The following is a 13,582-nucleotide window of genomic DNA, read 5'->3' as shown; positions in this document are numbered from 1 at the left end:
CTTTTATGGTGTACTACTTTAGTAGGACTTAAATATCCTGTGATGAGACTATAATGTCTAGATGGAGTCAAGTGATAGGAGGTCATCTTAAGCCACAATCTGAACTACCCGTTGTAACTTTTGACGATATTTCAGGACATTGGGCAAAAGAAATGTTTGAGGAATTAGCAAGTCAAGGGATGATTACAGGATATCCAGACGGTTCTTTTCATCCCAATGAAAGCATCAAGCGCCAGCACATGGCTCTACTATTGATGCGTGCTTTTGAGATTGAACCAGTACGTGAGGCAGTGTCGCGGGACAAGAACATTGTTCCATTCAAAGTCGCTATCATAGCGGCTTCTTGGTTCCTTTGCCGAAAAGGACAAGAACATTGTGTCATTTCGGATTAGGTAGTTATCTAAACAGCATTATGATGGAAGTTAGGTGGCGATATAAAAGCCACATTTCAATCATCCTCATAGAAATTCCATGGGCCTTCAACAATCTCTAAAAACTCTTTTTTCATAGGATACAAATCTGCTTTTGAAAGATGGATGCGGCTATAATTTGCTAATCCTCCCGGATTCGAAGTGATGGCATTCCATCATGCACGTCCTTTACTAATTTTATCTAGAGAAGCCATCTGTCGGGCAACGGTAAATGGATCTGCATAGGAAGTAGCAGTAAGCCCGATTGAATGAGTCACTTGTTTTATCCGATTGCCTATTAGTTGTATATCTAAGTCTGAGTAGTGAGTCTCATAATTTTGAATTTATTCAAACCCTATATACGGCGTATACCCGAACGATCGTTTTTTCAGGGCAGCGTACTACTTTCGTATGACTACAACTTCTATAATTTTGTCTACAATGTCTACGTGGGGAATGATAGGATTCTTTTGTTGCTCGAAGATAATGAGGAACGTTCTATCCGTTGTTTGGAGCTTTAGTTGAAATCGCTGGGCTCGAATTCTGCAGATGATCGCAACCGGGATTAAGGGATAAAAATTCATTAATATGGGGGAAAGTTAAGTGATAAGAAGATTGAAATTATCTATTGTATTTGTGCTTGTAATGACGTTGTTTGTGGTTTCTGCTGCTCAGGCGGCTCCAGTTGGCCAAATAGATGAGATCTCTATTATTGTTAATGATAGTGTAGTCCAGAGTGACGTTAAACCCGTTGTCCATAAAGGAACCACACTTATTCCTTTAAGGGTCCTTGAAGAATCGCTCGGTGTGTCTCTTAACTGGAATAGTTCTACACAAACCATAACGGTTTTTAAAGGAGATGCATTGGGTGTTCTAATTATTAGAAACCCGACTGCCAGCGTTAAAATCGGTGATGTAGAGGAGAAGGTGGTACTCGATCAACCTGCTAAGATCATTCAGAACCGGGTTATGGTACCAGTACGTTTTATTGCGGAACTATTCGGAGCAAAAGTAGTATGGAATCCCACCATTAAAACCATAATCATTAGTACTTTGCAATCGGTTGTCGAAGAATCGCAGAATTCTACAGGCGATGTAGCCAAGGGAGATAAAGGCGATACCGGAGCGACTGGACCAGTTGGAGCACAAGGAGCTTCGGGGCCAGCAGGACCACAAGGCCACGTGGGACCGCAAGGAAATCCAGGGCCAGCAGGAGCACAAGGTCCGGTAGGGCCGCAAGGAGATCCAGGGCCAGTAGGAGCACAAGGTCCGGTAGGGCCGCAAGGAGATCCAGGGCCAGCAGGAGCACAAGGTCCAGCAGGTCTGGCGGGACCGCAGGGAGATCCAGGCCCAGCGGGGACTTCTTTTACCTCGGAAGGATTTTCTGTTACCGGTACGACATACTCAATCAATAGTAGCACGCTATTTTCGAATTGGAACGAGGCGTCTCCATATTATGGAAGCCCTACATTTAACCCTGCTACAGGGATATTTACGGCACCGGACACTGGTAGATATTCCATACATGCAACTGTTAATTATAAGATTGACGCGCCAATCAGTGTAAGCATAGGAAGAGGCATTGATCCGGTTTTTACTGTAAAGAAGAATGGCAATATTGATTTAATAAAAGGTTATATGCCTTTCCTTGACGTTAATATAGCGTTAATTTTAACAATGAGAACTGTACTAGGTAGTGCGACGGTGACGTTAACCGGTGATGTAGAGCTGCAGGCAGGTGATCAAGTCGAGTTATATTACGAAGCTGATGGTCTACCCATTGGATTCAGTACGGATATAGTATGGTCGATTCATCGGCTATCCTAATACAAGGTTACATGAGGTGCAGTTGAACCTTTGGTAATAGGAATACCTCTAACAGGTATAGAGAGATCAATAAACTTATAAGGTGTTACAATGGCCATTTGCTAGTTGGATGGGATGCGCCAAATGTTAATAAATTGAGAAAGAGCAACTGACCTTATCGATTTGTGAAAAAATTGAATTTTTGAAAGCCGTTAATCTGAAAAGATGTCGCGGGACAAGAACATTGTTCCATTCAAAGTCGCTTATTTAGCGGCTTTTTTGTTTTAAGGAACTAAGTTCTTGTCCCTTACTGAGGACAAGAACTTGTACCGATTGCCGGAATGGACAAGAACATGTTCCTATTGCCGATTAGGCGTGTATCTAATCGGCATCTTGCCCTTCAATTCATTAAACTAACGGGCAGGTTAGTACAATACCCATCAATCAAATAAAAAAAATTGACTTCGTGTGCACACGAAGCCTTAGACTCACATTTAAGGTCAAACATGAACTTTTGATGCTGATTTGATATGTTCTGGAATATCATATTTTTCTCCGCATTCTGGGTTACTGTTAACAGGATTCCAGGTATCGTTCAATTGACCAGATAAGACACTGTTGTAGTAAGCCTTCTTCTCTTTGATGTGTTTTAATTGAAGGTTGTACTCATAGATCTTCGATTCTAGTTGTTTTTCTTGTTTTGCAACAAGCTCAGCCCTTTCAGGAATCGTCTTATCACCTTGCAAACACATAGCAATGTAATGTTTGACTTCTGAAATTGGCAATCCTGAAATACGAAAGGAGTGCACCATTCGTAACCAATCCAGATCATGGTCAGAAAATAAACGATTATTTCTGCCGTCTCTTGAAACGAAAGGTATCAATTGTTGGTCATCATAATAACGGATCGTATGTTTTGTAAGTCCAGTTATTTCAGATACATCTTTTACCGTATATTTTGGTTCATGTAATGTCTGACTCAAATTTCGCACCTCCATGCTATTGACTTCGAGTTACTCGAATACTTTATGATTTTATTCTACCAATGTTGTGAACGCCCATCAACTGGAAATTACCTTCTTCGTTTCGCAGTTATCAAACAAGAAACATAGATGTTTTTTTGGTGATAAATTTGGAATAAGAATAAACGCTTTAAGTTCAGACAACTATTAATAAAGCTTATAAAAAATTAGAAAGAGGTTTGAAAATGAATACAAATTATAAAAATTTGTTTGCATCCTTCACATTCAAAAATGGAATTACCCTTAGAAATCGAGTTGTAATGGCGCCTATGACTACTTGGGCAAGTAATGATGATTACACCATCTCAGATGATGAAGTGAAATATTACAAAAGAAGAGTAAAAGGCGTGGGTCTAGTCATAACAGGATGTACGCATGTCCAACCTAATGGAATAGGTTTTACAAATGAATTTGCAGCATATGACGATAGATTCATCCCAAGTTTACGTAAATTGGCGGATGCAGCGAAAAGTGGTGGAGCCCCTGTGGTACTTCAAATTTTCCACGCAGGCAACAAAGCACTGCCGGATCTTACACCAAATGGGGATGTGGTTAGTTCCAGCGCAGTAGAGACGGAAGCAACTGGATTTGCTCCTTCCGTTATGCCAAGAGAACTTTCGCACGATGAAATATTGGAAGTGATTCATGCGTTTGGAGAAACAACAAGAAGAGCCATTGAAGCAGGGTTTGATGGCGTTGAAATCCATGGTGCGCACGGATTTTTGCTTCAAAACTTTTTCTCTCCTTTCTTCAACAGACGTGAGGATCAATGGGGAGGATCACTTGAAAACCGCCTACGTTTCCCACTAGCCGTGATTAAGGAAATGAAAAACGTCATCGAAAACCATGCTACAGAACCATTTATTTTGGGCTACCGAATCTCTCCTGACGAACATCAAGAAGGCGGTTTAAGAATGAAGGACTCTTATGTATTGATTGACCGACTGATTGAAGCGGGTGTTGATTATGTACATGCTTCACTAGCTGATGCTCTTTCTTCAAAGCCAGTCGATAGCCAAGATAAAAAAACGTATCTAGAGTTGATCGTTGAATATGTAAATAGCCGGGTTCCCGTACTGGCTGCGGGTTCTATGGTAACGCCGGATGATGTTGCAAAAGGATTAGATAAAGGGCTTAACCTAGCAGTGATCGGACACGCGTTAATTACAGAACCAGACTGGGTTGAAAAAGTTCAAAGTGGACAAGAGTCCGAAATTCAAACTACTATAAAGGCTTCCAAGGTTAGTGAGCTTGAGCTTCCGGAAAAACTTTGGGGTGTCATCCAAGCTTCTGGACCATGGTTTATGATCGAAGAATAAAATTAGCTAAAGTTTATTTTTAAAGCAAGATGTTTTTGAGTCAATGACTCAATTGAAGTGATTCATTAAGTCTGTAACTAATAATGTGGCTGTAGAATTACTACCTTATTTATAATTTTTATAAAAGATATGAAAGGAAGTTTTGAATTTGAGTAATGTATTGATTTTAGGAGCAAGCGGTCAAATTGCACGTTATGCAATTGAATTATTTCTAAACGAAACTGATGTCCAACTTTCACTTTATTTGCGTAACTCTAGCAGATTAAACCACCTTGATTCCGATCGTGTACGAGTAATTGAAGGTGATGTTCTAGATTTTGAGGCATTAAAAAAAGCAATGGTTGGACAGGATGTCGTGTATGCTAATCTAAATGGAGACTTAGAAGAACAAGCCAAAAATATTGTTGAAGCAATGGGTGCGACAGGAGTGAAACGCTTAATTTTTATCACTTCGCTTGGAATTTATGAGGAAATCCCAGGGGAGTTTGGTGAATGGAATAAGCGGACAATCGGTCAATATTTAGGCCCATACCGAAAGTCAGTTGATATTATTGAGGCTTCAGACCTTGACTATACAGTGTTAAGGGCTGCCTGGCTCACGGATTATGATGAAATTGACTATGAGATTACTCAAAAGAATGAGCCATTTAAAGGGACAGAAGTTTCACGTAAGAGTGTTGCGGCGTTAGTTGTTAAGTTAGCGGAATCACCTGAATTGGAAGTTCGTCGCAATTTGGGGGTGAACAAACCAAATACGGAGGGCGATAGACTGGCCTTTGAACCAGAAATTTAAATGTTGACTCCAGAACAAACTTTTTAATAAAAACAATTTTTAAAAAACAAAAGAAACCCATCGTTTTGAACAATTTTATTCAAAACGATGGGTTTCTATATGCAGAACGGATTGTAATATGAAGTGCGACACCTACTGGAAATAAATAAAAAAGGGCCCATGGCCGGATTCGTGTAGAATGAAGGTTCCTACACCACATTCACACAAGGAGAATCCACCAGAATGCTTATCAGGAACGTCGTAAGGCTTCGGTATCTCCCGGTAAATGGTCAGACGCCTTGGCTGCTCTACTAGAGGAAAAACTGGCAGCAACGTGGTCTCCAGAACAAATCACAGAACGTTTCTTCGCCGATCGCCTACCTGCGGTCTCCTTTAAAACCATCTATCGCTGGATCTACGCAGGACGCCTGGTTCAAGGCACATTACAGGTTCTCCGTCACAAAGGGAAGCGTCAGAAACCCGCAGAAACTCGCGGTAAATTCGCCATTGGCAGAACCATTTCAGATCGTCCGAAAGAAGTCCGTTCCCGTGAAACGTTTGGGCACTGGGAACTGGATACCGTCGTATTATCGGGTCGTGGGAAAAGTAAGGGCTGCGTAGCGACGTTGATTGAACGCAAAACGCGTCTATATACCGCTGTTCTTAATCAGTTATAATGAAGATGGATGGTATTGCGTTAAACAAAATGAAGAAGTTCAACTTAGATATGACTCTGTAGAACAGTTAATATCAAAATCCAAAATTGAGAGCAAAACAATAAAGGAGTTATGGAACCATATTATCGTGACTAGTGTATTTTGATAATTCTCTAGGGGAAATAACATATTCCGTTGAAAGTCGCTATTTTTTTAGCGGCTTTTTTTGTTTTATCGGACTATCATTCATATTAGAGCTGCCTAAGTATGATTTAAGTGCCTTAATTGAATATTTGAATGATAAAAACATAATGTGACGTAATGAATTCGTTCAAGTGAGAGGCTATTTTTTCATTAAAATAACGGGAAACGATAGCTCAATAAAACCAACAAAGCAGATGATCAACGTGATCGGCTGCCTTTGTTCAACTAACGGGCAGGGTAGCATTATAAATTCGCTTTATTTAGTGAAAACTACCCTTAAAAATGCTGAAGATGAGGGTTTTAGAAATGAAAAGTTTTATCGGATCATTGCTAACAGTCATCATTTTCTTGATGGCAATCCAGCCCGTTTGTGCAAAGCCAAACGATGAACAATTGAAACGGCTTGTACTTACTTTGTTAGCTCCAAAAATACAGGAACAGATTAACCACTATTACAAAAATAAATTAACTGTATCACCTTCGTTTACGCCTTTTTTGGATGGAACTGATGTAGACGTTAAATATCATCCTTCACATATTGAAGTTCAGGTTAAAACAATCCCGTACGTTGGACCTCATTTGGATGTTGGACTCGACTCGATGAGGTTTAGTATGGATAACTCCGGATTAATAGTGGTTCTTGAGTATAAGCACATTAGGGATTATGACTTGCCTCCTAACTGGCAAGAAATTATTAAAACTCGTTAAACCAACGGGAAACGATAACTCAATGATACAAAGAAAACAGTTGATAAAAGTATCAGCAGCTTTTTTAGCTAACAGGCAGGATATTCAAATATCCAGAAAACAGAAGTCTTTCTACCGACCATCACAGTTTCCGGCAATTTTTGGCGGGAAGCCATATTCCTTTTCTACAGCGTCTACAAAGTCAAACCCGATAAAAGATATAAGAGAAAACGAATGCCAATACAAACGATACAAGAGATAATTTCCGATCACTATTCCACGCCCGAAATCCGTTAGCCACATATAAAACAATCACTGAAAGGAGAATTATTAAACCGTTTTTCCAAAACAGCAAAGTTAAAAATACAGTTAAGGCAGTCAAACACCATATAACTGTAAACCATAGTGGATACTTTGATAAATATTTTTTAAGCATGTAACGTTAGCTTAATGAAACTTAAGAAGGCATCAAAATTGATCAGCTGCTGATTTCAACTAGCGGGCTGACATTAGGGATCGTTGCAGAAATGCTGACGATCCTTTTTTGTATTACCTTTACAAACAAATAGATGCCGGTTGGACAAGTGGCTGGGGCAGTCGGAAGATACATGAATGCTGGACATGAAATCGGTCATATACTCGGCTTAAATCATTTTGAGAATGCACCGGCACACTCTGGCGACCATTGGATGAAATCAGGTAAATATAAACTGACTTCACCTACTGCTACTGATTTGGCTCATGAAAGAAAAAATGGGGGTGGTAAGCATGAAGAAAATTATAGTATTGACAACCGTTGCTTCTTTAGCAATTGGGCTAGGGTATTATCATATTCAAATAGCTCTACTGTAGAGAGCAAAAACGATAGTGCTGCAATAAGTAAAAATATTGATTCAATTGCTAAGAAATTTGCTCCATCTGTAGTGCGTACAGATAAAATCGAAGCCAACCATGCAATTTTCACAAACGCAGATGATGCAGAATCTCAATAAGACGCTGTAGTTAGAGTTATTGCAACTGGTGAAAGCAAAAATGTCATTGAAAATTTCGAGTGGGGGCCTTCAGGCAGAACAGAAACTAAGGTGAAAGTAACCCAAGTATATAAGGATTCTACAAAACAGGAGATCGATTCAGAGCTTGTAACATTTGAACCTTCCTATGTGATCGAAGATAAAGAGGGTAGCATTAGAATGAATTATGAAGATTACACACCAATGCAAGAAGGTAATGAAATATTTTATTTCTAGTGTGGAATCCAAAAATTGGCGGATATTGGGTTAATTCTCTGGAACAAGGTAAGTTTGAGGTATCTGGAACTGATATAGAGGAAAAAACAATGCAAGCTACCCTGTCTAAGCACTACATGCTACACGCGTAGGTTCTTTATTAGGTGATTGGAAATGAAATATAAAAAGGAGGACGTAACCCGCGAAGGGGCGGAGAGCAGTGCTTAGTCTTTCATGAACAAAATAGGTTTTTGTGGTATTATATGTAATTATGGGTTGTGAAATAAATGGATTATTTGAAAAGAAAATGGGGGAATCAAAATATGGAACGTAAAATTCAACTAATGGAAACCTACGTAAATATCGACTTTGGAAACTCACCCTTTTTAAAATTAGATAAAGGGTTGCAAATTCCATACTCTTCAATCAAAGGAATAACAACTGGTAGACCGATACCAAATGCTTTTAAACTATATGGTGCTTTATTAGGAGAAATGAGAAATGGGTTATTTAGATCAAATGGTGGTTATCAACTACACTTTTTTGAAAATGAGCTTAAAACTCTTCATTTAGATTTGAATAACTTTAAAGTTGGTAAGTTCGAAATATCAAAGTTGATCATTGGTGTTGATAATCCTGAAGAAATAAGTGAAAATATTTCCGAAAGAGTGAAGTGATAATTTGTTGACGCTGGTCATACCCAGCGTTTTTTCACTAAAAAAATGGAACAATTCAAATGCAAATTTGTCGAAGGACAAGAACTTGTACCGATTACCGGAATGGACAAGAACATATTCCGATAACCGATTAGATGCATATCTAACTATTAAACAAATGTAGATTAGACTTTCTTAGTATCAAAATACATAATAAAAATGTCACGCTAGAGATAAAGTACTTAATTTCAAGAATTGCGATTGGAATAAACAGAAACCTAGAATATCTTGGAGATTATGGAAGGGGAGACAGTGAATGTACAGTTATGAAGAAGAGTTAACATGTGTTGTCGAGGGATAAGAACATAGTCCCATTAAAGTCGCTATTTTAGCGGCTTTTTTATTTTATCGGTACAAGTTCGTGTCCCGAGCCAAGGACAAGAACTTGTACCAATTTCCGATTATAAAAGCATTTAGCTAAATTCTTTTGTTCTCTAAGTCATTTAGCTAACGGGTAGTTCAGGTTAATAAATTCCATTTTATCTAGGTCAGTGAATAGATCTATAATATTATAATTAAAATGATGAGGAGTAATTTTAATGAAAATTATTGCTGCAACTAATTCGCACACTATGAATATATTAAGAAACATGACCATCATATCATAGAAAACTTAATATTACCGAAGATTAGGGGGAATAAGATCTATATTAAATCTATATTCTACAGGATGAAGAGCATAGTATCATTGGCTGGATTCGGCACAGCTTTTTTGGGACAACACACCTTTTATGAATATGATTTGGATTGATGATACATATCGAAATAAAGGATTAGGTAAGAAAGCAGTTCTTTTCTGGGAAGATGAAATGAAGAAGCCTTACCAAGGGGATAATATAACGAATAGAAACACAATGGGAGATAAAAGGGCTTTATAAGAAGTTTGAGTTATTTGCTTACTCTTTACATGTTAAAGGTGAAGAAAGACTGATGAAACATCGCTTAAACACTCTATATTTGGTAAAGGGAATGAAGACAGAACTGAAATGAGTCGATGAGATATTTATAAGTAAACTTAAGTGTATATTTTTGAAGGAGAACTACAGATGGATTTATTGATGTCGCTATTTAAAATAGCGGCTTTTTTTATTAAGGAGACTAAGCGTGTATGCAATCAGAGTTGGAAGTTCGGTTCAACGATATCGTTACTCGGGCGAAGCCCGTGGTGATTTTGCAGCAAGGATGATCGCCGTATTTCGCCCAGACGGAACACTGTTGGTGGAAGGACAATTCGCGGATCAGGCGAACAAGCAGTTGGAGATTTGTCGAGGAAAAGGAACTTGTAATGATTACCGGAATGGACAAGAACATAGTAGCCAATTTTCTACTAGATACATATCTAATTAATTCATATAAAAAGTTAGGTTTTATTATACCAATGGGATAAAATACCTATTTATAAACTATTGTACATGGTAAAATATTCTTACTACTGCCAGTTTTTTTGATATTTAGGATTTGTTAGACCTATGTAAAAAAAAGATCCCGGGAAGTGATAGTGAGAAGAAGTACATATGGAAAGCAGAGGGAGTTAGATCATGAAGAAACTGTTATTAACAGTAATAGCAAGTATGTTGACTGTAAGCTTAATAGGTTCGGGAAACGAAGCAGTTGCAGCCGCAAGCACTCCGAAGCAAGTAGAGGTATTGCTGAATACCGTTAAAATGAAGTTTCCAGATGCGAAGCCATTCCAGGATGGCCAAGGTAGTGTCATGGTTCCGATCCGCTTTGTATCTGAAGCACTGGGTGCAAAGGTGACGTACTCCAAGGAAGGAAAAGTTTCCAAGGTTGGGATGGTCAGCAAAGACCATAAGGTAGATATGACGATCGGGCAGACTTCAGCCCTCTTTGATGGGCAGAAGAAGGACTATGGCACGCAAATCATTCTGAAGCAAAATCGGACTTTCGTTCCCTTACGTCTAGTGAGTGAAGGGCTTGGCCAAAAGGTTGAGTGGGACAAGATTGGTCGTTGGGTCTGGATCGGGAACAAAGACTTCCGGAGTACAGATGATAAGGCATTTAAGTTAACCAAGTTAAGTGATTTTAAAGCATATACACAAAGCACGGAATATTTTAAAAATTTGGAGAAAGAAACTTACCCTGGCGTGAAGATTATCAAAGAAAGTGATTTACCGATTCAACTAGGGAATAGTCAAGTGGTGTACAGCATTAATTTGGTAAAAGGTCCTGGACGTAGCGGCGATGTGGTACAGATTAGGAGTAGTGTCAGAGGAAATCCCATAACGTTCCTAGTGAAAAATAGTTTCGCAAAGGGGCGTTCGGTGCTAGATGCAGCTTTTATAAATAATGGTGATAAAACAGGAATGAATAACTATCCAGTAGTAAGTAGCTTGGATCTCTTCCAATATGGAAATTTCGTAGAGAATTATGATTACACGAAGTTCAAGCTTTCTTCGGCAGATTATATTCTTTTGAGGGATGGCGATTTGGACGAGTACGCTGTGGCCATCATCAATCCATTCAAGTAAGTGAAATGATTGGATGAAAAAGACTATCAGTTTGAAACTGACAAGTCGTTAGCAAGTTTCGTAAAAATGGGAAGACGAGGGGAGAAACACCATGAACGCAAGCAAACGCAGCAAAAACAACAGGCCGAATCGGGGGATCGGCCGGAGATCGGGGCGCAGGTGGGCAACCTGTCTGCTCGCCGCGGTCCTGGCCATTACGGTCGTCGTACCGGCTTATCCGGCAGAACGCGCATCCGCGGCATCGGCTACGACGGCGTCGCAGGGAGGGTTCACGCAGGATCAACTCGACGGATTGGCTTATCTGAACGAGATTCGGGCGAAGGTAGGCGTAGGCCCGTTGGAGCTGGATGCGAGATTGACGCAGGCGTCGCAGGCGCACGCGGCTTATTACAATACCACCCGCTTCGAAGGATTGTCAGCGCATCGGGAGGAGCCCGGTACGGCAGGCTTTACAGGAGCGACGGCCGGAGACCGGGGCAAAGCAGCCGGATGGCCAAACATTTCGGTCGCTGAAGTCATGTCTTTTGAAAAAGAAACGACAAGGGAAGCGATTGATTCCTGGCTAAGCACCGCTTATCATCGCAAGATTATATTGGACGGCCAGTATACATCGGTCGGCATCGGGTTGCAAGGTGGTACCGCGGTCATGAACCCGGCTTACGTAAAAATCCAAAAGAAAGACCCGGAAGCCAAAGTGTATCCGTATGACGGCATGAAAGGAACCGACATTGGATTCTATGGATTGGAAATTCCAAATCCGCTTGACCGCTTCGGTGTTGAACACTCAGGTGGCATCATCTCAGCTACGGCTGGTCTCGCCATCGATTCGTTCGAAGCGAGCATCGTGGACTCGCAAAGGCAAGAAGTTCCGTACTACAGCGAACTGCAAGGCGATACGGTGTTTTTGTTTCCGAAGGAAGTGCTAGACGGGTACAGTGTCTATACGGTGAAGCTCGATTATACGCTGTATAAAGAGTCGCAGCTTCGCACCAAGACCTGGTCGTTCACGACTGGCAAAGGGCGCGCGATACAGGGCTTATCCACACAGTACGACGAATTCATGCTGAATCCGGGAAGCAAGCTGCCGATCGAGATCGTGGCCTCTTACGGCGACGGCACATATGGAACCCCGAAAACGCCGATTGCCTACTCCAGCAGTTCCCCTGCGGGTCTGAAAGTTTCGGCAGACGGCATGCTCGAAGGGGTTAAGCCCGGCAGTTACAAGGTGACGTTCAGCTCCGGGGCAGTGCGTGGCACGGTGCCGGTACGAGTATTCGAGCGTCTCAAGAGTAAGAGCTATCCAGCAACGGATCCGGCCAAGGTCAAAGATATCGCTGGACGCTCCGATCAAGTAGCGATCGAGTGGGCGCTTCGTTCGGGCGTCGCCGGAGCGGATACAAACGGCAAATTCCACCCGGAAGATTCCGTGAGCGAAGCACAGTTCCTTATCATGCTGCTGCGCACCTATAAAGTAGATGACGAATCATATGCTTCCAAAAAGAAGAAGCACTGGGCGGAAGGCGCCTACAACGTGGCGACGGTCCGCAACCTGTTGTTGTTTAGTTCTAGTCCTGGCAAAGGAGACTTTAAGGACAAGCCAATTAACCGCTATCGCGCGGCTGGCCTGATCGCGTCGGCGGACGGCGTGAATTTTGATTTTTCGAATGCGGTGAACTACGTGCTGGCTCATGATTATATGCGCGGAACCAAAGGCAACCAGAGCTGGATGTTCGGTTCCAACGATATCGTTACTCGGGCACAGGCAGCGGTGATCTTGATGCAATTGCAGTCCCGCATGAAGTATTTGGTCGGCGCACCTAAAGCGATCACATCCGAGAAGAAGCTACCTGAACGGCTGTTTCCGGAAGTGTATAACAAACCAGTGCTTGGCAACAAGATGTTGATTGCCGAATTCCGCGCGGACGGTACGCTGCAGGTGGAGGGACGATTCGCGGAGCAGGCGAACAAGAAGCTGGAGATCCATATTAATCAACACCAGAATAATGGGCGAAGCGGGAAGATACTAGATAAAATTCCAGTGCAGACCGATTCCTCGGGGCGATTCTCTATTTCGTCCACAGGTACGTATGGAGATGCTATCCTGGATGTGAACCTAAGAACGGAAGAAGTCATCTATTACATCGGGGTCAAAAGAGGCACAATGAACGCGTCCGAGTATTCAAGCTAAGAAAAAAAAGTCCCCACGAACGCGTTCGCAAACTCAACATCAAAACACGAAGAAGCCTCCGACCTGGTTCGGAGGCTTCTTCGTGTC

Annotated in this window: 11 protein-coding genes and 1 pseudogene; 11 read left to right on the top strand and 1 reads right to left on the bottom strand. The window is 41.3% G+C overall.

The window, feature by feature from the left end; translation table 11 throughout:
* The first annotated feature begins 53 nt into the window (after window positions 1-53).
* Together BUA17_RS06570 and BUA17_RS31815 are read left to right on the top strand one after the other, a co-directional pair.
* On the top strand, window positions 54-392 hold the full coding sequence (locus tag BUA17_RS06570) for an S-layer homology domain-containing protein (protein WP_072732987.1): 339 nt from the start codon (window positions 54-56) through the stop codon (window positions 390-392).
* 621 nt (window positions 393-1,013) lie between these two features.
* Window positions 1,014-2,237 carry a copper amine oxidase N-terminal domain-containing protein gene (locus BUA17_RS31815; RefSeq protein WP_072732986.1) on the top strand — a complete coding sequence of 408 codons (1,224 nt, stop codon included), beginning with the start codon at window positions 1,014-1,016 and terminating at the stop codon, window positions 2,235-2,237.
* 479 nt (window positions 2,238-2,716) lie between these two features.
* Here BUA17_RS31815 and BUA17_RS06560 read toward each other — a convergent pair whose 3' ends face one another.
* Window positions 2,717-3,199, bottom strand: a complete 483-nt coding sequence (locus tag BUA17_RS06560; protein ID WP_072732985.1) for a MerR family transcriptional regulator — start codon at window positions 3,197-3,199, stop codon at window positions 2,717-2,719.
* A 224-nt stretch (window positions 3,200-3,423) separates the two neighbouring features.
* Here BUA17_RS06560 and BUA17_RS06555 point away from each other — a divergent pair, with 224 nt between their 5' ends.
* The 9 genes and pseudogenes from BUA17_RS06555 to BUA17_RS06520 all read left to right on the top strand — a co-directional run bounded on the left by BUA17_RS06555 (window position 3,424) and on the right by BUA17_RS06520 (window position 13,495).
* On the top strand, window positions 3,424-4,557 hold the full coding sequence (locus BUA17_RS06555) for an NADH-dependent flavin oxidoreductase (protein ID WP_072732984.1): 1,134 nt from the start codon (window positions 3,424-3,426) through the stop codon (window positions 4,555-4,557).
* A gap of 148 nt (window positions 4,558-4,705) precedes the next feature.
* On the top strand, window positions 4,706-5,350 hold the full coding sequence (locus tag BUA17_RS06550) for an SDR family oxidoreductase (protein ID WP_063563783.1): 645 nt from the start codon (window positions 4,706-4,708) through the stop codon (window positions 5,348-5,350).
* A gap of 218 nt (window positions 5,351-5,568) precedes the next feature.
* Window positions 5,569-5,994: pseudogene (locus tag BUA17_RS06545) on the top strand (IS30 family transposase); the annotation flags it as partial.
* 501 nt (window positions 5,995-6,495) lie between these two features.
* A complete protein-coding gene (locus BUA17_RS06540; RefSeq protein ID WP_063563784.1) occupies window positions 6,496-6,897 on the top strand; it encodes a DUF3888 domain-containing protein in 402 nt (133 codons plus the stop codon).
* A gap of 587 nt (window positions 6,898-7,484) precedes the next feature.
* Window positions 7,485-7,868: a hypothetical protein gene (locus tag BUA17_RS06535; RefSeq protein WP_063563785.1), complete on the top strand. Its 384-nt coding sequence runs from the start codon at window positions 7,485-7,487 to the stop codon at window positions 7,866-7,868.
* Window positions 7,869-8,425: 557 nt separating this feature from the next.
* On the top strand, window positions 8,426-8,779 hold the full coding sequence (locus BUA17_RS06530) for a hypothetical protein (protein WP_063563786.1): 354 nt from the start codon (window positions 8,426-8,428) through the stop codon (window positions 8,777-8,779).
* Window positions 8,780-9,922: 1,143 nt separating this feature from the next.
* Window positions 9,923-10,165, top strand: a complete 243-nt coding sequence (locus BUA17_RS30785) for a hypothetical protein (RefSeq protein ID WP_063563787.1) — start codon at window positions 9,923-9,925, stop codon at window positions 10,163-10,165.
* Between the two features lie 191 nt (window positions 10,166-10,356).
* Window positions 10,357-11,307 (top strand): stalk domain-containing protein, encoded by a 951-nt coding sequence (locus tag BUA17_RS06525; protein ID WP_072732983.1) that lies wholly within the window; start codon window positions 10,357-10,359, stop codon window positions 11,305-11,307.
* 91 nt (window positions 11,308-11,398) lie between these two features.
* Complete coding sequence (locus tag BUA17_RS06520; protein WP_072732982.1) at window positions 11,399-13,495, top strand: CAP domain-containing protein; 2,097 nt, start codon at window positions 11,399-11,401, stop codon at window positions 13,493-13,495.
* The last annotated feature ends 87 nt before the right edge of the window (window positions 13,496-13,582 follow it).

Origin of the sequence: Paenibacillus sp. ov031, assembly GCF_900143165.1 — a bacterium.
Classification (GTDB): Bacteria; Bacillota; Bacilli; order Paenibacillales; family Paenibacillaceae; genus Paenibacillus; species Paenibacillus marchantiae.
Note: the sequence above shows the minus strand (reverse complement) of the source record. Positions and strands in the feature narration are given on the sequence as shown.

Excerpts from the sequence above, each read along its gene's own strand:
- BUA17_RS06570 (WP_072732987.1), top strand. The coding sequence starts at position 54 with ATGTCTAGATGGAGTCAAGTGATAGGAGGTCATCTTAAGCCACAATCT.
- BUA17_RS06555 (WP_072732984.1), top strand. The coding sequence starts at position 3,424 with ATGAATACAAATTATAAAAATTTGTTTGCATCCTTCACATTCAAAAAT.
- BUA17_RS06540 (WP_063563784.1), top strand. The coding sequence starts at position 6,496 with ATGAAAAGTTTTATCGGATCATTGCTAACAGTCATCATTTTCTTGATG.
- BUA17_RS06535 (WP_063563785.1), top strand. The coding sequence starts at position 7,485 with ATGAATGCTGGACATGAAATCGGTCATATACTCGGCTTAAATCATTTT.
- BUA17_RS06530 (WP_063563786.1), top strand. The coding sequence starts at position 8,426 with ATGGAACGTAAAATTCAACTAATGGAAACCTACGTAAATATCGACTTT.
- BUA17_RS06525 (WP_072732983.1), top strand. The coding sequence starts at position 10,357 with ATGAAGAAACTGTTATTAACAGTAATAGCAAGTATGTTGACTGTAAGC.
- BUA17_RS06520 (WP_072732982.1), top strand. The coding sequence starts at position 11,399 with ATGAACGCAAGCAAACGCAGCAAAAACAACAGGCCGAATCGGGGGATC.